The sequence below is a fragment of the Thermus sp. NEB1569 genome (assembly GCF_022385295.1).
Classification (GTDB): Bacteria; Deinococcota; Deinococci; order Deinococcales; family Thermaceae; genus Thermus; species Thermus scotoductus.
Map to the genome: position 1 here is coordinate 83,971 of NZ_CP092445.1, position 18,548 is coordinate 102,518.

Genomic DNA, 18,548 nt, shown 5'->3' on the forward strand with positions numbered 1-18,548 from the left:
CGGGGGCCTTTGCTATGGTGGAGGTATGCCCTTCCGCTACCAGGGGCCCACCCCCAAGGGGGACCAGCCCAAGGCCATCCGGGAGCTTTTGGAGGCCTTGAGGGATGGGGAGCGCTTCGTCACCCTCCTCGGGGCCACGGGGACGGGGAAGACGGTGACCATGGCCAAGGTGATAGAGGCCCTGGGAAGGCCTGCTTTGGTGCTGGCTCCCAACAAGATCCTGGCGGCCCAGCTCGCCGCGGAGTTCAGGGAGCTCTTTCCGGAAAACGCCGTGGAGTACTTCATCAGCTACTACGACTACTACCAGCCCGAGGCCTACGTGCCGGGGAAGGACCTCTACATTGAGAAGGACGCCAGCATCAACCCGGAGATTGAGCGCCTGCGCCACTCCACCACCCGAAGCCTCCTCACCCGGCGGGACGTGGTGGTGGTGGCCTCGGTCTCGGCCATCTACGGCCTGGGGGACCCCAGGGAGTATAGGGCCAGGAACCTGGTGGTGGAAAGGGGGGCGGTCTACCCCCGGGAGGCCCTGTTGGAGAGGCTTCTGGAGCTGGGGTATACCCGGAACGACCTGGACCTCTCCCCGGGCCGTTTCCGGGCCAGGGGGGAGGTGTTGGAGATCTTCCCCGCCTACGAGACCGAGCCCATCCGGGTGGAGCTCTTTGGGGACGAGGTGGAGCGCATCACCCAGGTCCACCCCGTCACCGGGGAAAGGCTCAGGGAGCTTCCCGGCTTTGTGCTCTTTCCCGCCACCCACTACCTTTCCCCCGAGGGCCTGGAGGGGATTCTGAAGGAGATTGAGAAGGAACTCTGGGAAAGGGTCCGCTACTTTGAGGAAAGGGGCGAGGTCCTATACGCCCAGCGCCTTAAGGAGCGCACCCTCTACGACCTGGAGATGCTCCGGGTCATGGGCACCTGCCCGGGGGTGGAGAACTACGCCCGCTACTTCACGGGGAAGGCCCCGGGGGGGCCTCCCTACACCCTCTTGGACTACTTCCCCGAGGACTTCCTGGTCTTTTTGGACGAGTCCCATGTGACCGTGCCCCAGCTTCAGGGGATGTACCGGGGGGACTATGTGCGCAAGAAGACCCTGGTGGACTACGGCTTCCGCCTCCCCAGCGCCCTGGACAACCGCCCCCTTCGCTTTGAGGAGTTCCTGGCCAAGGTGCCCCAGGCGGTCTTCGTTTCCGCCACCCCGGGGCCCTTTGAGCTTCAGCACTCCGGGCGCATCGTGGAGCAGATCATCCGCCCCACGGGGCTTCTGGACCCCCTGGTGGTGGTGAAGCCCACGGAGAACCAGATCCTGGACCTCATGGAGGGGATCCGGGAAAGGGCCCAAAGGGGAGAGCGCACCCTGGTCACCGTCCTCACGGTGCGCATGGCGGAGGAGCTCACCGCCTTCCTGCAGGAGCATGGGGTAAGGGCCCGGTATATGCACCACGAGCTGGATGCCTTTGAGCGCCAGGCCCTGATCCGGGACCTGCGCCTAGGGCATTTTGACGCCCTGGTGGGGATCAACCTCTTAAGGGAGGGCCTGGACATCCCCGAGGTTTCCCTGGTGGCCATCCTGGATGCCGACAAGACGGGCTTTCTGAGGAGCGAGCGAAGCCTCATCCAGACCATTGGCCGGGCGGCCAGGAACGCCAAGGGGGAGGTGTGGCTTTACGCCGATACCATCTCCGAGGCCATGGAGAGGGCCATCCGGGAGACCAACCGGAGAAGGGCCCTGCAGGAGGCCTACAACCAGGAGCACGGCATCGTCCCGGAGACCGTGCGCAAGGAGGTAAGGGCCATCATCCGCCCCGAGGAGTACGGGGAGGCTCCCTTGGAGGCCGTTGAGGGGGAGGATCTCAGGGAGCGGATCGCCCAGCTGGAGCTAGCCATGTGGCAGGCGGCGGAGGCCTTGGACTTTGAGCGGGCGGCGAGGCTAAGGGATGAGCTACGAGCTTTGGAAGCCCGCCTGCAAGGCCTCACGCCCCCAGAAACCCTGCCGGGAGGCCGGAAGCGGCGCAGGCGGCACTAGGCCAGAAGCAGCACGGGGTTTTCCAGGTAAAGGGCCACCCGTTCCAGAAGCTTCCGGGCCAGGGGAGCCTCGAGGCCCGAGGCGGCAAGCACTCCCTCCTGGGAGAGGAAAAGGCTTGGACGACCGGAGTGCACTTCCTCCTCCCCCGCGAAGCAAAGAAGCCCCTCCCCTTCCTCCCCCTCCTGCTGTCGGAAGAGGGCGAGGAAACCGCTCATGGGCCTTACACCCCGCACCGCCTCCCCTGCCACCTGGCCCAGGAGGGGCCTGAGGGGAAGCTCCAGCTCCGATAGGGCCTTCTCCGCCGCCTTTAAGAGAAAGGGAAGGGGGTTTTCGGGAACGCCATAGACCTCTTGGAAGGCCTTAAGGGCGGCGCTGAGCCCTCCCGGATTGAACCGCAAGCGGTATACCTGCAAAAGGGAGGGGGGAGGGGCTAGGGAGGCGGTGAGGCCGGGGGATGGGGCGGGTGAGGGGACGGGGATAGCCCCGGCCAGGGCGGGCGGGGCTTGGGTTTCCCCCGGTTGCGCCGGAGGAGGCTCGGCTAAGGGTTCTGGGGCCAGGAGGTCTTCCTCCGGGGCTTCGGCCTTAAGGGCAGGCTCTCCGGGGAGCGTTTCCTCAAACGCCCATTCCTCTTCCAGGGTCTCGGAGGAGGTGGGCAAAGGGGCTTCCTCTTCGGTGCCCAAAAGGAGTTCTTCCAGCTCCTCCTCCACCATCTCCTCGGGCAAAAGCGCCTCTTCCCGGGCCTCAGGAAGGGGAAGGGTCTCCCCGGAGGCTTCCTGGGAAAGCTCCTCCGCCAGGAGGAGGTCCTCTTCCAGTTCCAGCTCCAGGTCCTCGTCTACCTCCAAAAGGGCGGGCTCCAGCTCCAGCTCCTCTTCCGCCACCTCTTCCACCGCCAGGGTGGGGGCCTTGGGGGTTTCGGGGAGGACGTCTTCCAGATCCACGCCCTCCCGGCTCAGGACCTCCTGTACCCGTTTCAGTTCCTCTTCCGGGGGGAGGGGTGGGGCTTCCTCGGGCATGGGGGGCAGGTCCACCTCCCCGGCCATCACCTTGGCCAGGAAGGCGAGGATGTCCCGCTCTACGATGGTGCCGTCGGGGCCGGTGCCCTGGAGCCTGCGCCAGTCTATGCCGTTTTCCTCGGCCAGACGCCGGGCCAAGGGCGTGATCTTGGGTTCGGCCATCTTGGCCCTATGATAACAAAGTGGAAGCCGCTTTCGCTCAACTCCTGGTGGAGTACTGCCTCGAGGCCCAGGCTGGCGATACCATCCTGGTGGAGGCGGAGACCCCGGCCTTGCCGCTTTTGCCCCACCTGAAGCGCCTCCTTTTGCAGAGGGGGGCCTACCCCTTTTTCCGCGTAAGCTACCCCGGGGAAGGGCGGGACTTCCTCCTCTACGGGGGGGCTTGGTTGGAGAGGATACCGGAGGTGGAGCGCGCTCTTTATGAGAAAGCGGACAAGTTCCTGCGCATCCTTTCCGCGGAAAACCCCCTGGAGGGAGCCTCCCTGGACCCCGGCCTTTCCCTAAAGCACCAGCGGGCCTGGCGGCCCCTGGCCGAGCTCCGCCTGAACAAGCGCTGGACCCTCACCCTCTACCCCACGGTGGGGTATGCGGTGGGGGCGGGGATGGGGACGGAGGAGTTCCGGGAGTACCTTAAGGGGGCGTTATTCCTGGACCGGGAGGACCCGGTGGGCGCCTGGCGGGCCCTTTCCCGCTTTCAGGAGGCCTTGATCGGGAGGCTTTCCCAGGGCAGGGAGCTTCGCATCCAGGCCCCGGGCACGGACCTCAGGCTTTCCGTGGCGGGGAGGAGGTGGATCAACTCCGATGGCCGGCGCAACATGCCCTCGGGGGAGGTGTTCACCGGGCCCCTCGAGGATTCCGCCGAGGGGGAGGTGCGCTTCAACCTTCCCGCCTTCGTGGGGGGCAGGCGGGTGGAGGGGGTTTACCTGCGCTTTAAAGGGGGCGAGGTGGTGGAGGCCCGGGCGGAGGTGGGGGAGGAGTACCTGCTTGCGGCCTTGGCCACGGATGAGGGAGCCAGGCGGCTTGGCGAGGTGGGGATCGGCACCAACTTTGGCCTCACCCGGCCCACCGGCCTCATCCTCCTGGACGAGAAGATGGGGGGCACCGTGCACCTGGCCCTGGGCCGGAGCTACCCGGAAACCGGCGGGAAGAACCCAAGCGCCCTGCACTGGGACCTGGTGCTTTCCCTAAGGGAAGGAAGCCTTCTTTTGGACGGCGAACCCCTGGTGGAGCGAGGACGCTTCGTGGGCGTTTCTGAACCCCATCCCTTCTAGAGGTCCTTGCGTTCAAAAACCAAGGCCGCCAGGAAGGTGAAGCCCAGGGTGTAGATGAGGAGGAGGGGCAGGCCGAGCCCCGCTGCGCTGGGCCTTAAGTGGAGGTCCAGGTAGGTGGTGAGGAGGAAGGGGGTAAGGGCGGGGAAGGCCACCAGGAGGCGCATGAGAAGCAGGGTGGCCACCGCTGCCAAGGCGCTTGCGGTGGTGGAGAGGAACACCGTGGCGTAGAGGAGGGCCAAGGCGGCCAAGGGCAGGAGGACCACCCCCGCCAGAAGATGGGCGCGAAGGAGTTCGCCCAAGGCCTGTTGGGGGCCCACGAAGCCCGCACCGGCAAACCCCCCTTGCCCAAGCCCCGTGCCCCCGTAGAACCCTCCTAGCCCGTGGGGCAGGCCTGCCAGGAGGCTTCCCAGGAAGCTCGCCCCCAAAAGGACGAAGGGATAGAGGAGGGCAGAGAGGAGCTTGGCTAGGATCAGCCGGGTCCGGGGGAGGGGGTGGAGGAGGAGGCTTTTCAAGGTGCCTTGGGCCACCTCGCTTCCCAGGGACTCGCTGGCCGCCATCACCACCAAGAAGGGAAAGAGGAACTCCATGCCCGCCATGAGGCTCAGGGAGACCACCTGCCAGCCCGAGGCCAGGACCAGGCCGTACACTTCCTTAAGCCCCGGGGCCAGGGCCCACAGGAAGGGAAGAAGGAAGGCGGCCAGAAGCCCAAGCTGCACCGAGCGCAGGCGGAAGAGCTTGTAGAGCTCAAAGACCAGAAGCCTAAACATGCTTCACCCTTTCCTGGTAGTACACCCTCAGGTCAAAGCCTTGGAGCTGGAGGGCTTTTACCCGGTACCCCTCGCGGAGAAGGGCCTGAAGGGCGGCCTCGCTATTGCCCTCGAAGAGGATGGCTGGCCCCTGGATCCTGGCCGAGGCCACCTGGGGCAAGGTCTTGAGGAGGGCGAGGGCTCCTTCCAGGGGCTCTGTTTCCAGGCGGTACACCTCCTTCTTCCCTAGGACCACCTCGTCCAAGAGCCTACCTGCCCCCAGGATGCCCACCTTGTGGGCGTAGCGGCTCACCTCCTCGAGGTGGTGGGTGGAAAGGAGCACAGCCACTCCCTCCCGAGCCATCTCCTGCAAGAGGCTATGGACCAGCTCCACCCCCTCGGGGTCCAGGCCACTGGTGGGTTCGTCCAGGACCAGGACCCTGGGCCGGTGCAGGATGGCTGCCGCCAGGCCCAGGCGCTGGCGTTGCCCCAGGGAGTAGCTTCCCACCTTCTGGTCGGCCACGGCCAGGAGCTTAAGCCGGTCCAAGGCTTCGCTGATACGGCTTTCCTCCTTTACCCCGGCCAGGTAGGCCCGCATCTTGAGGTTCTCCCGGCCCGTGAGGTAGGGATAGAAGGCGGCCGGAGCCTCCACCACTGCCCCCAGGTGGCGCCGGGCTTGGGGGTTTTGGTGCACGTCCTCCCCCAGGAGGAGGGCCCTTCCCTCGCTGGGAAAGGCCAGGCCGGTGACCAGGCGGATAAGGGTGGTTTTCCCCGAGCCGTTGGGCCCGGCCAGGGCGTAGACCTCCCCAGGGCGCACGGATAGGTTGATCCTCTCCAGGATGGGCTTGCGCCCATAGCGCTTGCTCAGGCCCTCTGAACCCGGACAGACACATGTGAGACTGGACGAGTAAAAATGTGGGGACCACTCCAGAAGAGAGGGGGTCCCCACGGATGCAGCTTACCACGGTTGGCAAAGAGGTTTTGCGGGGAGCGCGGAAGGCCCGGGAACTCCAAGAGGCCGGGGCCGGCGATCCCACGGTTCAGGACCGCTTACGGAAGCTCAAACAGGTGGAGGCGCTCAGGAAATACCGGGTGGGCTGGCCCGAGATCCAGGAGCTTTTGGGGATCAGCCGGGCCACCTATTACCGCTGGCGGAAACGCCTCAAGGAAGAGGGCCTTGCCGGTCTTAAGCCTCGGTCAAGACGTCCTCAGCGCTTGCGGCGGAGGATTTACTGGTCTTCGGATCTGCTGATCCGGGTGGAAGCCCTAAGGAAGGAGAACCCCACCTGGGGCCGCTGGCCGATTTGGCTGACCCTAAGGAAGGAGGGCTTTGCGGTGAGCGAGCGTACCGTGGGGCGGATCCTGGCCTACCTGGAAGCACACGGCTGCGTGGAAAGCGTAGCGGCCTTTCTGGCCCAGGCCCGGCGGGGGAAGGGGGGGCGAAGACCCAGGAGGCCCTATGCGCAAAGGAAGCCCAAGGGATACGAGGTGGGTCACCCTGGCGACCTTATCCAGGTGGATACCCTCACCGTGACCCTGGGCCCTGGGGAGACGATCCAGCACTTCTCGGCCGTCGACCTCTTCACCCGTTTCTCCCTTGCGGAAGTCCACACCCGAGCCACGGCCAACCTGGCGGCCAGCTTTCTTGCCCGCCTGATGGTGCGAGCGCCTTTTCCTATCCGTGCGGTGCAGGTGGATGGGGGCAGCGAGTTTATGTCCGATTTTGAGGAGGTCTGTGAACGTTTGGGCGTTAAGCTCTTCGTTCTTCCTCCGAGGAGCCCCAAGCTCAATGGTCACGTGGAGCGGATGCAGCGGACCTTTAGGGATGAGTTCTACACACGACCGTTGCCTTCACAGATCCCCGAGCTCCAAAGGGAGCTTGACGCCTACCTGGACCACTACAACCGCCGGCGACCCCACCGGGCCTTGGGGGGCCTGGCCCCTTTAGAGTACCTGGCTAGAATACGGGGGGAGGCGGTCCCCACAGAGTCTCAAATGTGTTGACCGACTACACCCTCTAGCTTTAGGGCTTCCATGGATGCTATACTATCCAAGCCCCCGGTCCAGCGCGACGGTCCGGGCGTGAACCGGGTCAGGTCCGGAAGGAAGCAGCCCTAAGCGCCACGGGTCGGGTGCCGCTGGGTAGCCGGGGGCAGTTATCCACAGGGTTATCCACAAGGCCTCGGCGCCGCTTAAGCAAGGTGTTTAAAGGCTTTAGGCCCCTGGGGAACGGGATTCTCGCTCATCCTTTTCCCTGGGGTTGGGCGCGGGCCACACCCTTTTCCACAAGCCAGGCCACTTCCTCCTGGGAGTACCCGGCTTCCTTTAGCACCTCCTCCGTGTGCTCCCCGAGAAGGGGCGGGGGCAGGGAGGGGCTTGCCGGGGTACGGGAGAGGAAGCGCAAAGGGTTGGCCAAGGTGGGCAGGGGTCCCAGGAGGGGGTGGGGAAGGGTCCAGATGGCTCCCCGGGCCTGGGCCTGGGGGTCTTGGAAGGCTTCGGCCAGATCGTTCACCGGGGCGGCGGGGATGCCCTTCTCCCTGAATCTTTCCAGCCAGTGGGCCCGGGGTTGGATCTTGAGCACCTGGGAAATAGCTTCCACCACCTCCTTTCTTGCCTCCACCCTCTCTGCGTTGGTGGGAAACCGCGCCAGGAGGTCCGGCAGGTCCAGGACCTGGCAAAGCCTGGCGAACTGCTCGTCGTTCCCCACCGCCAAAACCAGCCAGCCGTCCGCCGCGGGAAAGGCCCCGTAGGGCACGATCTGGGCGTGGGCGTTGCCCAGGCGTTTGGGGGGGGTGCCCGTGAGAAGGTAGCTTTCCCCCAGGTTGGCCAGGGCGAAGAGGCCCACGTCGAAGAGGGAGAGGTCTATGTGTTGCCCCAGGCCGCTTTTTTCCCGCTCGTAAAGGGCGGAAAGCACCGCCACCGCCCCCATCATCCCCGTCATCACGTCGATCCAGGCCACCCCCACCTTCATGGGGGGGCCTTCCGGCTCCCCGGTGACGGACATGATGCCGGTGTAGCCCTGCAAGGCGGCGTCGTACCCGGGTTCCTGGGCCCTGGGTCCCGTGTGGCCGAAGCCGGTTATGGAGAGGTAGACCAGGCGCGGGTTAAGCTCCCTCAGGCTTTCATAGTCCAGGCCGTAGCGCTTCAGGTTCCCGGTCTTGAAGTTTTCCACCAGGACGTCGGCCCTTTGGGCTAACCTGCGCACCACCTCCTGGCCCTCGAGGGTCTTGAGGTCCAAGGCCAGGCTCTTCTTGCCCCGGTTCACGGAGAGGAAGTAGGCGCTCTCCCCTTGGACGAAAGGGGGGCCCCAGCCCCGGGTTTCGTCCCCCCAAGGGGGTTCCACCTTGATCACCTCCGCCCCCAGGTCGGCCAGGATCATGGTGCAAAGGGGCCCAGCCAGGACCCGGGAGAGGTCCAGAACGCGGATGCCATCAAGGGGCCTCATGTGGGCATCTTACGCCAGGGGCAGGGGTGGGGGTTTGGGGAAGCTGGGGACATTTTACCCTTGAAGGAGGTTTTGGCTGGGGGTATACTCTCCCCGCGAGGGTCATATGAGGGCACTGCGCCTAATTGTGGGAGTGGCAGGTCTGGGCTTCCTGCTGGGCATGGGGGGGTATGCCTTTTACCAGGGCAAGGGATGGTCTTACTTGAGCGATAGCCCGGAGGCCTGTGTGAACTGCCATATCATGCGGGACCAATATAATTCCTGGCAACACTCCAGCCATCGCAACTGGGCCAGTTGCAACGACTGCCACATGCCCCACACCTTCCTGGGCAAGTGGACTACCAAGGTGATCAGCGGCCTGCGCCACAGCGTGGCCTTCACCACGGGGCGTTTCCCCGAGCCCATCATGGCCACGCCCCGTAGCCGGGCCATTGCCTTGGAAAACTGCGTGGCCTGCCACCGCCCGGTGGTGGAGGCCATGCTCCTGAGGCCCGGGGTGCACGGCCCTGAGGACCTGAACTGCACCGCCTGCCACGGCAACGTGGGGCACAGGGGGCTGAAGTGATGAGGTGAGGCTATGAAGGGAAGCGGATGGTTGCAGATACTAGGCGTTCTGGCGGTCTTCGTGCTCCTGGGTGTGGGGGTGGGGTATGTGCTGGCCACCATTGTGAAACGCCAGGCGGAGGCGCAGCAGTATCCCCTGAAGCTGGTGGAGATCGGGGAGCTGGAGGTGGATCCGGCAGTCTGGGGAATGAATTTCCCCTTGCACTACGATCGCTTTTTGCGCACCCGGGAGGACTACGGGCGTACCGCTTACGGCGGCAGCACCCCGTACGACAAGCTGGAGGCCAGGCCCTTCTTGAAAATCGCATGGGCCAACATGCCTTTCTCCGTGGATTACAAGGAGGAGCGGGGGCACTACTACGCTCAACTGGACCAATTCCACAGCAAGCGCACCACGCAGTTTAAGCAGCCTGGGGCCTGCCTTAACTGCCACTCGGGGGAGTTTCTCAAGCTGGTGGCGGAGATGGGTTGGGACGAGCTCAACCGTACCCCCTACGACCAATTCCGTGAGCGCTTGGCGGCGGGAGGGCATCTTGGGGTGACCTGCGCCGACTGCCACGACCCCAAGACCATGGCCCTGCGCATCACCCGTCCCGCCTTGGAAAACGCCCTCAAAGCGCAGGGCAAGGACTGGCGGCAGGCCTCGAGGCAGGAGATGCGTTCCCTGGTCTGCGCCCAGTGCCATGTGGAGTACTACTTCCTGGGAGAGGGCAAGACCCTCACCCTCCCCTGGTCTAAAGGGCTCACGGTGGAGGCCATAGAGGCCCACTACGATACTTATGGCTTCAAGGACTGGAGCCACGCCCTCACCGGGGCCCCCATGATCAAGATCCAGCACCCCGAGTACGAGCTATTCACCACCAGTGTCCACTACAAAGCCGGGGTGGCCTGCGCCGACTGCCACATGCCCTATATGCGTGTGGGTGGGGTGAAGATCAGCGACCACTGGATCCGCAGCCCCCTTACCAACATCGCCCAAAGTTGCCAGACCTGCCACCGAGTGCCTGAGGAGGAGCTTCTGGAGCGGGTGAGGTCCATCCAGGACCGCACCAAGGAGCTCATCACCACCACGGAAAAGGCCCTGGAGGCGGCCATCACCACCCTGCAGAAGGCCAAGGAAGCCGGGGTCCCTGATGCCAAGCTGGAGGAGGCCCGCAAGCTCCATCGTGCGGCCCAGCTCCGCTGGGACTTCGTAGACGCCGAGAACAGCATGGGCTTCCACAGCCCGCAGGAGGCGGCCCGCATCCTGGCCCATGCCGTGGACCTGGCCCGGCAGGCCCAGCTGGCCGCCGAACGGGCTTTGCGGGAAAAGTAAAACTGGGGATCACCTCCTCTGGCCCGCCCCGAAAGGGGCGGGCTTTTGTATAGTGGAGGCCGTGGTCCGGCTCCTGAAGCACCTCCTGGTCTTTGCCGTCCTTCTCTTCGTGGCGCTTCCCTTCCTCTGGATGGCCTACGCTGCCTTCATGCCCAAGGAGGCGGTGTACTCGGGGGAGCTCTTCTCCAAGGTGGGCTTTAGCCTGGAAAACGTCCAGGGCCTAGCCAAGGAGGGGTTTTGGGGCCGGCTCTTCTTCTCCCTGGGGCTTTCCTCGGGGGTGGTGATCCTTCAGCTCTTCACCGCCCTTTTGGCCGCCTACGCCTTAAGGGCGGGGCTTGGGCTTCTTCCCTTTTACCTGGTGCTGATGGCCGTGCCCGCCGAGCTCCTCCTGGTCCCCCTCTATGGCATCCTCAAGGGGCTTTCCCTTCTGGACACCTTTTGGGCCTTAGCCTTGCCTTTTGCGGCCAGCCCCTTTGTCATCTACCTGGTTTACCAGGCCATGCGGGGGGTGCCCGAGGAGCTTCTGGAGGCAGCCAGGCTGGATGGGGCGGGGCACAGGGTCCTTCTTTTTAGAATACTTTTCCCCTTGGTGCGGCCCACCTTGGTGGCGGCCGGGGTCTTGGCCTTCGCCGCCCACTGGAACCTGGTCCTTTACCCCCGGGTAATGGTTTCCGACCCCCGGTTCTGGACCCTGCAGACCTGGCTTACGGACCTGCAGCGCAAGTACCCCACCGACTGGGGCCTCCTTTCCGCCGCCGCCCTTTTCTCCGTCCTTCCCATCGCCTTGCTCTACCTTGTCTTTGAAAGGCGGGTGGTGGCTACCTTTGAGGAAGGGCTAAAGGGTTAGCTCCTTCGGAACCGCTCCCTAAGGGCTTTGAGCCTTTTCCGCACCCGTTCTTCCCAGCCTTCCCCCGTGGCCTCAAAGAGGAGGAGGTCTTCTACTCCCTCCGGCAGGTATCGTTGGGCGAAGCTGCCCTCCTTGTCCTCGTGGTAGTAGGCATACCCCTTGCCGTGGCCCAGGGCCCGTTGCAGGCCGGTGGGGGCGTTCCTGAGGTTCAGGGGGACGGGGGCGTGGGGGTGGGCCCCTGCGGCCTCTTCCGCCTTCTTCCAGGCGGTGTAAAGGCTGTTGGACTTGGGGGCCAGGGCCAGGTAGACCGTGGCCTCCACCAGGGCCAGCTCACCTTCGGGGCTTCCCAGGGCCTCGTAGGCCTCCTTGGCCGCCACCGCCAGGCGCAGGGCCAGGGGATCGGCAAGGCCCACATCCTCCACCGCCACCCGTATGAGGCGCCGGGCCAGGTAAAGGGGGTCGGCCCCGGCCTTAAGAAGCCTGGCCAGATAGTAGAGGCTTGCGTCCACGTGGTTTCCCCTGAGGCTTTTGTGAAGGGCGGAGACCAGGTCGTAAAACTGGTCTCCTTCCCGGTCCATGGCGAAGCGTTCGGCTCCCAAGGCCTCCTTCACGCTGCTGGCGTCCACCCGGCCCAAGGAGGCGGCCAGTTCCAGGGTGTTGAGGGCAAAGCGGGCATCCCCTCCGGCAGCCTGGGCCAGGAGGCGGAGGGCTTCCTCCTCAAAAGAGGTCCCCGGGAGGCCCCGGGGGTCCGTGAGGGCCTTCTTGAGGAGGGCGAGGAGGTCCTCCTCGGAAAGGGGCCTTAGGGGAAAGAAGCGGAGGCGGGAGCGGAGGGCGGGGGTGAGCTCAAAGGCGGGGTTTTCCGCGGTGGCCCCGATCAGGGTGAGGAGGCCGGACTCTAGGTGGGGCAGGAGGGCGTCCTGCTGGGTGCGGTTGAAGCGGTGCACCTCGTCCAGGAAGAGGACCAGGCCCCCTTCCCTCCGGGCTCTTTCCACCACCGCCCTTACCTCCTTAACCCCGGCCTCCACCGCGGAAAGCCTTAGGAAGGGCTTGCCCACCCCTTCCGCCAGGATCTGGGCCAGGGTGGTCTTGCCCGTGCCCGGGGGGCCGAAGAGGACCATGGAGGAAAGCCTTTTCGCCTCCAGCATCCGCCTTAAAAGCCCTTTGGGCCCCGTGAGGTGGGGCTGGCCCAGGACCTCGTCCAGGGAACGGGGCCTGAGGCGCTCGGCTAGGGGCTCCATCTCCCTCATGCTAAGGCCAGGGTAAGGGGAGGCATGGTAGGCTTGGAAGGAGCATGCGCTGGCTTTTCCTCCTGCCCTGGGGCCTCTTCCTTTTGGGGCTTGCACCCCTGGCCTTGGCCGAACCCCTGGGCCAGGTGGAGCGGGGGCTTGGCCTTCTGCTCGCCGCCCTTTTGCTGGCGGCGGCGGGAAGCCTGTACTCCCGGTTCCCCGTGGCCTTTTCCGTGCAGTTTTTCCTGGTTTTAGGCCTGGGGCTTCTGGCCTTTCAAATGGCCCTGGAGAGCGCCCTGGCCATCACGGGCCTCGAGGCCTATGGGTACACCGCTTTGGGCGGTGCCTTGGGGGCTTTGGCCCTGGCCACGGCGTTTTTCCTGGGCACGGGGCGGGAGGCGCCCCTTTTGCCAGCCCCGGAGGGCATCGGTTCGCAAAAAGACCTGCGCCGCCTGGCCGGGGCCCTGGAAGGCCTGACCCTAAGGCGCCCCTTGGTGCTGGTCTACCTTTCCACCCCGGCCTCTCCTGAAGAGCTCCAGGCGGAGCTTCGCCGGGGGGACTTGGCCTTCCGCCTGGCGGGAGGGTATCTTTTGGTCCTCCAGGGAAGCCGGCCTGAGGATGCGGCAGGACTGGTGCGAAGGCTTAAGGAACGGTTTCCCCTTTCCGTCTGCGCCGTGGAGCGCTGGCAAGGGGAAAGCCTGGAGGGTGTGCTGGCCCGCCTCGAGGCGGAGGCCCTTCTCCAGTCCTGAGCGTTTTGGTGTAGGTGGCAGAGGCTACACCGACCCCAGGGTGTACGGGTTTTTGCTTTACCTTGATACGCCTGCCCCTCCCGCCCCTTACCCTTAGGCTCAGGGAGGTCAAGATGGAGCAGGCCAAGGAGATCAGCCAGGCGTGGCAGGAAGCCCTGGAAACCTACGGGGAGCGGGAAGAGGAGTAGACGGGAAGAAAGCCCAAACCGGGTCCCGTGGGACCCGGTTTTTTCTACACCAGGCGGCTTCGCAGCCAGCTGGAGGCAAAGTCGATCAGGTTCACCACGATGACGATGGCGATGATGCCGATCACCATCTGGTCGTAGTGGCCCGCATCCATGGCACCCTTGATGAAAAAGCCAATCCCCCCGGCCCCCACCAAGCCCAGGACGATGGACACCCGGAAGTTGATCTCAAAGCGGTACAGGGTATAGGACACGAAAAGGGGAAGCACCTGGGGCAGAATAGCCCAGCGGAGCACATTGCTCCCGCTGGCCCCCACGCTCTCCAAAGCCTCGATGGGTCCTCTATCCACGTTCTCTATGGCTTCGGAGTAAAGCTTGCCCAGATCGGCGATGGAGTGGATGGCCATGGCCAGCACCCCGGCGAAGGGGCCCAGGCCCACCGCCGCCACCAGGATCAGGGCCAGGATCAAGGTGTCTACCCCCCGGTCCACGTTGTAAAAGCCCCGCATCAAATAGAAAAGAACGCGGAGCAAGGGGTTTTGGAAGGTGAGGTTGCGGGCGGCGAGGAAGCTGGTGGGCAATGCAAATAAGGCGGCCAGCAGGGTGCCCACCAGGGCGATTTCCAGGGTCAGGAGCATCTCGCTGGCCACGCTCTGGAGCGGGTAGATGCCGCTTTGGGGTTGGGCCAGATTGGGGGGCCAGGCCCGGTCCAGGAAGTTTACCAGGAAGGGCCAGCCTTTGACCAGTTTGCCCAGGTCAAACTCGGTGGCGTCGAAAGCGGGAAAGACGCTGGCGGCCACCAGGGCCAGGACCAGGCCCGTGCGGAGGTCATCGGGTTGCGCCAGCTTAGGTCGGAAAAGAAGCCAGATCCCCGAGCCCATCATCACCCCCAGGAAGAGGAGAAGGGCCACGTTCCCGTAGGCGGCGGACTGGGGTTGCAGGAGCCGGTAGCCCGCCTGGGCCACCTCCTGGGGCAGGCGCCCCTCGTTGAGGCCCGTGAGGTCCCGGATGGGCTTTAAGGGGGGAAGCCCGATTTCTTCCCGCACCCGGTTTAGCTCCTCCAGGCCCTGGTTGTACGCCGCCACCAGCTTTTCTTCGGTCCCGGGCTCGGCGGGAAGGATGAGCTTGTAGTAGCCCTCCATCCGGGGAAAGTAGGTGTGGGCCTGGGGGGAGGTGAGCCAGGCGAAGGTGGTGAGGGCCAGGGCTACCCCCAAGGGTAGCCAAAGCCCAGCCTGTTTCCTGCGCCAGACGGCCAGGACCACGAAGGGAACCAGGAGGCTTAGGGCCACCACTCCCTCCATAAGCCCCGGGAGGGGTTTAAGCCGCACCAGGTGGGCAGGGCCCTGGAGGAAGACCAGAAGGCTTGCAAGAGCCAAGCCCCCGCCCAGCACGCCTCCGACACCTGCGGCCCGCCCGCCGAAGTGGGCCAGGAGCAAGGCCAAAAGGGTTCCTAAGGGAACCAGGGCCAGGTGAGGGGCCATGGGGAGGAGGGCCAGGAGGGTGGGCCCCAGGGTTTCCCGGGAAAGGTACCCCACGGCCTCCACCACCGGGAAGGTGGGGGTGGCCACCAGGAGACCCAAGGCCGCAGCCACCAGGTAGCGGCGCATGGAGCCCCGGCCAAGGCCGAGGAGACCCGCCAGTGCCAGACCCAGCAGGAAAACCGCCACGTTCATAGAGCCTCCAGGTTGCCTGCGTAGACCATCCGCTCCACCTCGAGGGTCAGGGCCTCCACCGGACCGTCAAAGACCAGCCTTCCCCGGTTGAAGGCCAGAATGCGCCGGGCGTAGCGCCGGGCCAGTTCCAGCACGTGGATGTTCACCAGGACCGTCACCCCTTTTTCCTGGTTGTACTCCTTGAGAATGCCCAGGATCACGTCGGAAAGCCTGGGGTCCAGGCTGGCCATGGGTTCGTCCGCCAGGATCAGCTGGGGTTCCTGGGCCAAGGCGCGGGCGATGGCCACCCGCTGTTGCTGGCCCCCGGAAAGCTGGTCGGCCCGGGCTTGCTCCTTCCCCTGAAGCCCTACCCGACGGATCTGCTCCAGGGCGATGGCGGTATCCTCCTCCCGGTAGAGCCCAAGAAGCCCCTTCCACGTGGGCAGGTAGCCCAGGCGCCCATGAAGCACGTTTTCCAGGACGGTGAGGCGCTGCACCAGGTTGAACTGCTGAAAGATGAAGCCCACCTTCCGGCGGAAGGCCTGGAGCTCCTTGCGGGAAAGCCTGGTCACCTCCACCCCCCCCACCCACACCTCGCCGGTGGTGGGCTCCACCAGGCGGTTTAAGGTGCGCAAAAAGGTGCTCTTCCCCGCACCCGAGAGGCCGATGATGGCCACGAAGTCGCCCTGGGGTATGGAGACGTTCACCTCCGAAAGCGCCCGGGTCCCGTCGGGAAAGACCTTGCTCAGGTTCTTGACCGTGATCATGTTTCCTCGGCTTCCCCAAAAAGGCCCCCAGGGGGTCCTGGGGGCCCGGAGGGTCAAGGCTTCACTTATCCTGGCCGGAGATGCGCCGGGCCTCACGCACCACGTCGTAATCGCTATCCTTGGCCGGGACCATGTAGTCGATGCGGTAGAGGTTCTGGAGCAGGGTGCATTTGGGCGCCTGGCAACGCTGGATGGCGGCGGCGATTCCCTTGGCCAGGTTGGGGTACTTGCTGAGGAAGTCCTTGGCCACGGAGAAGGTGTCGCCGGGGATGGGCTTGGAGTAGAAGATGGCGGTGATCTGCCGTGCCTCCTGGGGTTTTAGGAACTGGGTCCAGGCCCCGGACTTGTTCTTGTCGTCGTTGGCGAAGGTGGCGGCGGCATCCACGGATTTGTTGAGGACCGCCAGCACAGCAGCGTCGTGCTTGCCGGCGAAGACCTGCTTGGCGAAGAAGGTGTCGGGGTTGATGCCCCGGCTCACCAGGGCTGCCCGGGGGAAGACGTAGCCGGCGGCGGAGAGGGGGTCTACCCAGGCGATGGTCTTGCCCTCGAGGTCCTCGATCTTCTTGATCCCCGAGTCCTTGCGCACGATAATGGCCGACCAGTAGTAGGGGCTGCCGTTCCGCACCGACTTGAGGAGGACCTCCGCCCCCGCTTCCCGGTGGGCCAGCACGTAGCCGTCGGGGGGGAAGAAGGCGAACTCCAGTTTCCCCGCCCTCATGGCCTCGATGAGGCCGCGGTACTCGGTGGGGACGAAGATCTCCACCTCCACCGTCCCCCTGAACTCCTTCTCGATGTAATCCGCGATGGCCTGGGCGGCCGCCTTGAGCTGGTCGGAGTTCTGGGTGGGGTTAAAGCCGATGCGCACCTTTACCGGGGCCTGGCCAAGACCCAGGCCAAGGCCCAGAAGGGCCAAAAGGAAAACCATGAAACGCTTCACGGGCCGATTCTACACCGCTTGGACCCGGGGGCAAGGGGGGTTTACTTCCCCACCAGGCGTTTGCGCTGGGAAGGGTCCAGGACCTTCTTGCGCAGGCGAAGGCTCTTGGGGGTTACCTCCAGAAGCTCATCCTCGGCCAGGAACTCCAGGGCCTCTTCCAGGGAAAGCCGCCTTGGGGGTACCAGGCGGATGTTCTCATCGGAGCCCGCCGCCCGGATGTTGGTGAGCTTCTTGGCAAGGGTGACGTTCACATCCAGGTCGTTTTCCCGCACGTGCTCCCCCACGATCATGCCCACGTAGACCTCGGTGCCCGGTTCTATGAAGAACTGCACCCGCTCCTGCAGGCGGTTCAGGCTGTAGGCGGTGGCCACCCCGGCCTCCATGGCCACGGCGCTTCCCGTGGTGCGGGTGGGGATGGGGCCCGCTTGGGGGCCGAAGCCGTGGAAGGTGTGGCTTAGAAGCCCCTCTCCTCCCGTAAGGGAAAGGAAAAGGCTACGGAAGCCGAAAAGGGCCCGGGCCGGGACCACGAACTCCGCCCGCACCCTCTCCCCCACCTCCATGTGCACCATCTCGGCCCGGCGGGCTCCCAAAGCCTCCATGACGCTTCCGAAGCGGTCCTGGGGCACCTCCACCACCAGCAGCTCGTAGGGCTCGAGGCCATCCTTGGTGAGCACCCGGGGCTGGCCCACGCTGAACTCGTAGCCCTCCCGGCGCATGGTTTCCAGGAGGATGGCCAGATGGAGCTCCCCCCGGCCCCTCAGCTCAAAGACCTCGGGGCCCACCTCCTCCACCTGGAGGGCCACGTTGGTGCGAAGCTCCTTAAGGAGGCGCTCCTTCAGCTTCTGACCCGTCACGTACGCTCCCTCCCGTCCGGCGAAGGGGGAGGTGTTGGCGGTGAGGGTGAGGGCCACGGTGGGCTCGTCCACCTTAAGGCGGGGAAGGGCCTCGGGGGTTTCTCTGGCGGCCAGGGTGTCCCCGATTCCCACGCCCTCCACTCCCGCCAGGGCCACGATGTCCCCGGGGAGGCTTTCCTCCACCTCCACCCGCTCCAGGCCCTGGTGGGTGTAGACCGCTACCACCCTGGCGGAAAGGACCTCGCTCTCCTTCAAGATGGCCACGCTTTCCCCCTTGCGCACCCGGCCCCGGGCCACCTTGCCGATGGCGATCCGCCCCAGGTAGGGGGAGTGGTCCAGGTTGGCCACCAGAAGCTGGAACGGCCCTTCCTCCCACCTGGGTGAGGGGATGTGCTCGAGGATGGTTTGGAAAAGCTCTGAGAGATCTTCTTTGGGTACTTCCCGCCAGGCCCGGCCATCCCGGCCGATGGCGTAGAGGTAGGGGAAGTCCAGCTGCTCCTCCGTGGCCCCCAGCTCCACCATGAGGTCAAAGGTGAGGTTGAGCACCTCGTCGGGGCGGGCCTCCTTCTTGTCCACCTTGTTGAGGACCACGATGGGCTTGAGCCCAGCCTGGAGGGCCTTCCGCAGAACGAACCGGGTCTGGGGCATGGGGCCCTCGGCGGCATCCACCAGAAGGAGCACCCCGTCCACCAGGGAAAGGGCCCGCTCCACCTCCCCACCGAAGTCCGCATGGCCGGGGGTGTCCACGATGTTGATCTTCACCCCACCCCAGACCACGGCGGTGTTCTTGGCCAGGATGGTGATCCCCCGCTCCTTCTCCAGGTCGCCCGAGTCCAGGATCCGCTCCCCCTCTTCCTTGGCCAGGGCCTTGGCCTGGCGGAGCATGGCGTCCACCAGGGTGGTTTTCCCGTGATCCACGTGGGCAATGATGGCAATGTTTCTAATCTCCATGGG

General features: G+C 65.1%; 17 protein-coding genes and 1 other RNA gene. 9 read left to right on the plus strand and 9 right to left on the minus strand.

All coding sequences use genetic code 11. The features are described 5' to 3' along the window. The first annotated feature begins 25 nt into the window (after nucleotides 1–25). Nucleotides 26–2,023, plus strand: coding sequence for an excinuclease ABC subunit UvrB (gene uvrB / locus MI302_RS00940; protein ID WP_239725950.1), 1,998 nt, complete (start codon nucleotides 26–28; stop codon nucleotides 2,021–2,023). Here uvrB and MI302_RS00945 read toward each other — a convergent pair. After that, nucleotides 2,020–3,198: an E3 binding domain-containing protein gene (locus MI302_RS00945; RefSeq protein ID WP_239725951.1), complete on the minus strand. Its 1,179-nt coding sequence runs from the start codon at nucleotides 3,196–3,198 to the stop codon at nucleotides 2,020–2,022. The two genes, uvrB and MI302_RS00945, sit on opposite strands and share 4 nt — an antisense overlap. Nucleotides 3,199–3,218: 20 nt before the next feature. Between MI302_RS00945 and MI302_RS00950 the strand changes: the two genes are divergently transcribed. Continuing rightward, complete coding sequence (locus MI302_RS00950) at nucleotides 3,219–4,307, plus strand: aminopeptidase (protein ID WP_239725952.1); 1,089 nt, start codon at nucleotides 3,219–3,221, stop codon at nucleotides 4,305–4,307. Here the strand turns inward: MI302_RS00950 and MI302_RS00955 are convergent. Next, the gene (locus MI302_RS00955; protein ID WP_239725953.1) at nucleotides 4,304–5,074 is read right to left on the minus strand and encodes an ABC transporter permease; all 771 of its coding nucleotides are present in this window, start codon (nucleotides 5,072–5,074) and stop codon (nucleotides 4,304–4,306) included. The two genes, MI302_RS00950 and MI302_RS00955, sit on opposite strands and share 4 nt — an antisense overlap. Beyond that, entirely contained in the window at nucleotides 5,067–5,984 is a 918-nt protein-coding gene (locus MI302_RS00960) for an ABC transporter ATP-binding protein (RefSeq protein ID WP_239726536.1), read from the minus strand. Before MI302_RS00960 ends, MI302_RS00955 begins: the two co-directional genes overlap by 8 nt. Nucleotides 5,985–6,004: 20 nt before the next feature. Between MI302_RS00960 and MI302_RS00965 the strand changes: the two genes are divergently transcribed. Continuing rightward, nucleotides 6,005–7,057 (plus strand): integrase core domain-containing protein, encoded by a 1,053-nt coding sequence (locus tag MI302_RS00965; RefSeq protein WP_239725388.1) that lies wholly within the window; start codon nucleotides 6,005–6,007, stop codon nucleotides 7,055–7,057. A 51-nt stretch (nucleotides 7,058–7,108) separates the two neighbouring features. Continuing rightward, nucleotides 7,109–7,209: signal recognition particle sRNA small type (ffs, locus tag MI302_RS00970), an RNA gene on the plus strand. An 86-nt stretch (nucleotides 7,210–7,295) separates the two neighbouring features. Here the strand turns inward: ffs and MI302_RS00975 are convergent. Then, nucleotides 7,296–8,498 carry a CaiB/BaiF CoA-transferase family protein gene (locus MI302_RS00975; protein WP_239725954.1) on the minus strand — a complete coding sequence of 401 codons (1,203 nt, stop codon included), beginning with the start codon at nucleotides 8,496–8,498 and terminating at the stop codon, nucleotides 7,296–7,298. Between the two features lie 106 nt (nucleotides 8,499–8,604). Here MI302_RS00975 and nrfH point away from each other — a divergent pair, with 106 nt between their 5' ends. From nrfH to MI302_RS00990, 3 genes are all read left to right on the plus strand, one after another. Further along, nucleotides 8,605–9,063: a cytochrome c nitrite reductase small subunit gene (gene nrfH, locus MI302_RS00980; RefSeq protein ID WP_026328935.1), complete on the plus strand. Its 459-nt coding sequence runs from the start codon at nucleotides 8,605–8,607 to the stop codon at nucleotides 9,061–9,063. A 12-nt stretch (nucleotides 9,064–9,075) separates the two neighbouring features. Continuing rightward, nucleotides 9,076–10,377, plus strand: a complete 1,302-nt coding sequence (locus MI302_RS00985) for an ammonia-forming cytochrome c nitrite reductase subunit c552 (protein WP_019550387.1) — start codon at nucleotides 9,076–9,078, stop codon at nucleotides 10,375–10,377. Nucleotides 10,378–10,438: 61 nt separating this feature from the next. Beyond that, on the plus strand, nucleotides 10,439–11,224 hold the full coding sequence (locus MI302_RS00990) for a carbohydrate ABC transporter permease (RefSeq protein ID WP_239725955.1): 786 nt from the start codon (nucleotides 10,439–10,441) through the stop codon (nucleotides 11,222–11,224). Here MI302_RS00990 and MI302_RS00995 read toward each other — a convergent pair. Continuing rightward, nucleotides 11,221–12,471 carry a replication-associated recombination protein A gene (locus tag MI302_RS00995; protein ID WP_239725956.1) on the minus strand — a complete coding sequence of 417 codons (1,251 nt, stop codon included), beginning with the start codon at nucleotides 12,469–12,471 and terminating at the stop codon, nucleotides 11,221–11,223. The two genes, MI302_RS00990 and MI302_RS00995, sit on opposite strands and share 4 nt — an antisense overlap. Nucleotides 12,472–12,515: 44 nt before the next feature. Here MI302_RS00995 and MI302_RS01000 point away from each other — a divergent pair, with 44 nt between their 5' ends. After that, nucleotides 12,516–13,199, plus strand: a complete 684-nt coding sequence (locus tag MI302_RS01000; RefSeq protein WP_239725957.1) for a hypothetical protein — start codon at nucleotides 12,516–12,518, stop codon at nucleotides 13,197–13,199. A 62-nt stretch (nucleotides 13,200–13,261) separates the two neighbouring features. Continuing rightward, nucleotides 13,262–13,387: a hypothetical protein gene (locus MI302_RS12075; protein WP_255721668.1), complete on the plus strand. Its 126-nt coding sequence runs from the start codon at nucleotides 13,262–13,264 to the stop codon at nucleotides 13,385–13,387. A gap of 44 nt (nucleotides 13,388–13,431) precedes the next feature. Here MI302_RS12075 and phnE read toward each other — a convergent pair whose 3' ends face one another. From phnE to typA, 4 genes are all read right to left on the minus strand, one after another. Beyond that, entirely contained in the window at nucleotides 13,432–15,057 is a 1,626-nt protein-coding gene (gene phnE, locus MI302_RS01005; RefSeq protein WP_126213437.1) for a phosphonate ABC transporter, permease protein PhnE, read from the minus strand. Next, entirely contained in the window at nucleotides 15,054–15,803 is a 750-nt protein-coding gene (gene phnC, locus MI302_RS01010) for a phosphonate ABC transporter ATP-binding protein (protein WP_038029982.1), read from the minus strand. The genes phnE and phnC overlap by 4 nt, the downstream gene beginning before the upstream one ends. Before the next feature lie 61 nt (nucleotides 15,804–15,864). Further along, complete coding sequence (locus tag MI302_RS01015; RefSeq protein WP_054391546.1) at nucleotides 15,865–16,740, minus strand: phosphate/phosphite/phosphonate ABC transporter substrate-binding protein; 876 nt, start codon at nucleotides 16,738–16,740, stop codon at nucleotides 15,865–15,867. A gap of 41 nt (nucleotides 16,741–16,781) precedes the next feature. After that, the gene (typA, locus tag MI302_RS01020) at nucleotides 16,782–18,545 is read right to left on the minus strand and encodes a translational GTPase TypA (protein WP_239725958.1); all 1,764 of its coding nucleotides are present in this window, start codon (nucleotides 18,543–18,545) and stop codon (nucleotides 16,782–16,784) included. Nucleotides 18,546–18,548 lie beyond the last annotated feature (3 nt).

Coding starts and splice junctions, on each gene's coding strand:
- uvrB (WP_239725950.1), top strand. CDS start 26: ATGCCCTTCCGCTACCAGGGGCCCACCCCCAAGGGGGACCAGCCCAAG.
- MI302_RS00945 (WP_239725951.1), bottom strand. CDS start 3,198: ATGGCCGAACCCAAGATCACGCCCTTGGCCCGGCGTCTGGCCGAGGAA.
- MI302_RS00955 (WP_239725953.1), bottom strand. CDS start 5,074: ATGTTTAGGCTTCTGGTCTTTGAGCTCTACAAGCTCTTCCGCCTGCGC.
- MI302_RS00965 (WP_239725388.1), top strand. CDS start 6,005: ATGCAGCTTACCACGGTTGGCAAAGAGGTTTTGCGGGGAGCGCGGAAG.
- MI302_RS00975 (WP_239725954.1), bottom strand. CDS start 8,498: ATGAGGCCCCTTGATGGCATCCGCGTTCTGGACCTCTCCCGGGTCCTG.
- nrfH (WP_026328935.1), top strand. CDS start 8,605: ATGAGGGCACTGCGCCTAATTGTGGGAGTGGCAGGTCTGGGCTTCCTG.
- MI302_RS00985 (WP_019550387.1), top strand. CDS start 9,076: ATGAAGGGAAGCGGATGGTTGCAGATACTAGGCGTTCTGGCGGTCTTC.
- MI302_RS00995 (WP_239725956.1), bottom strand. CDS start 12,471: ATGAGGGAGATGGAGCCCCTAGCCGAGCGCCTCAGGCCCCGTTCCCTG.
- MI302_RS01000 (WP_239725957.1), top strand. CDS start 12,516: ATGCGCTGGCTTTTCCTCCTGCCCTGGGGCCTCTTCCTTTTGGGGCTT.
- phnE (WP_126213437.1), bottom strand. CDS start 15,057: ATGAACGTGGCGGTTTTCCTGCTGGGTCTGGCACTGGCGGGTCTCCTC.
- phnC (WP_038029982.1), bottom strand. CDS start 15,803: ATGATCACGGTCAAGAACCTGAGCAAGGTCTTTCCCGACGGGACCCGG.
- typA (WP_239725958.1), bottom strand. CDS start 18,545: ATGGAGATTAGAAACATTGCCATCATTGCCCACGTGGATCACGGGAAA.